This window comes from Mesorhizobium sp. M2A.F.Ca.ET.037.01.1.1 (assembly GCF_003998075.1).
Classification (GTDB): Bacteria; Pseudomonadota; Alphaproteobacteria; order Rhizobiales; family Rhizobiaceae; genus Mesorhizobium.
Genome location: NZ_RZSA01001357.1, coordinates 1 through 1341 on the forward strand (window position 1 = coordinate 1; position 1341 = coordinate 1341).

A 1341-nucleotide genomic window follows, 5' to 3' on the forward strand; every position below is an offset into this window, starting at 1 on the left:
GTACAGTCTGCACGAACCTCGCCAGCTTGGTCGTGTCTGCCATGGCCTGGAGATCCCCGTCGCCTTTGGCTTTGTCGAAGCGAGCCTTGAGGAGATCGAAACCACCCGCGCGTGTCGCCCGCATGAGTTCGCCAAGTTCGGAATGCCCTTCGCTGCCCACGGTAGCGAGCGTCGCCATGCACCCATGGGGCAGATCGCAATCTCCACCCGTCATGGCCACGGCGGAGTCCTGAAGAAATGCCAGCGCCGCCTCTCGTGCCGTCGAGGCCTTCCGGAACCGCGTCCAGACCAAACCCTCATAGGTCGTGTAATAGTATCGGAGCGCTTCCGTGTAGAGCGTGTCCTTCGAGCCAAAGGCCGCATAGAGGCTCTTTGTTCCGATCCCCATCGCATCCGTCAGATCGGCGATCGAGGTCGCCTCGTATCCCTTGATCCAGAACAGCCTTGTCGCGGCTGCGAGCGCGGCCAGGCGATCGAATTCCCGCGGCCGGCCGCGTGTGGGGCGTGTCGGCATTGGGCTGTTCAGAGGAGCTTGAGTCTTATTATACATCGATCACTGCATAAATCAGTTGACGGCGCTTTGCAACGAGCCTATCGATTTATGCAGCGATCGCTGCATAAAAGGAACGGATGATGAATTTGCTTGGAAAACGGGCTCTGGTGAACGGTGGCTCACGGGGAATAGGGGCTGCGATCGCGATTGCGCTTGCCGAGCATGGGGCTGATGTCGCCGTTACCTATCAGCGCTCTGCCGATCGGGCCGCGACCGTGGTCGGTTCGATCGAGGAGAAAGGACGGCGGGGGCTCGCCATTCAAGCCGATAGTGCCGACCCGGAAGCTATCAGCCGTGCCGTCACCGAGACTGTCGATGCGTTTGGAGGCCTCGATATTCTGGTCAACAGCGCGGGCGTCGGAACGGCTGGAATGACGGCGGACCTGTCGCTGGTCGACCTGCAGGCCATGCTGGACGTTAATGTTCGCGCGCCAGTCCTCTTTGCCCAGGCAGCGATCCCGCACCTCTCATCAGGAGGCCGCATCGTCTCCATCGGCTCCTCGCTTGCCGAGCGTGTTCCATTCCCAGGGGTGACGGCTTACGCCATGTCGAAGTCGGCACTGCTGTCGTTCACGCGAGGCCTCTCGCGCGAACTCGGCCCTCAGGGCATTACCGTAAATTTGGTTCTGCCGGGTTCGACCGATACGGAGATGAACCCGGCCAATGGCGAGAATGCTGATTATCAGCGGAGCCTGACGTCGCTGGGCCGTTTTGGCGAGCCCCGTGAAGTCGCGAGCGCCGTCGCGTTCCTTGCCGGTCCCGCTGCAAGTCTGATTACGGGTGCGGTC

At 61.4% G+C, this 1341-nt stretch carries 2 protein-coding genes; one reads left to right on the forward strand and one right to left on the reverse strand.

What is annotated here, in order from left to right; translation table 11 throughout:
• Positions 1-514, reverse strand: a 514-nt coding sequence (locus EOA27_RS36700; RefSeq protein WP_245491330.1) for a TetR/AcrR family transcriptional regulator, incomplete at its 3' end; no start/stop codon positions are given.
• 116 nt (positions 515-630) lie between these two features.
• Here EOA27_RS36700 and EOA27_RS36705 point away from each other — a divergent pair.
• A partial coding sequence (locus EOA27_RS36705) for an SDR family oxidoreductase (protein WP_127258749.1) occupies positions 631-1341 on the forward strand: 711 nt, incomplete at its 3' end.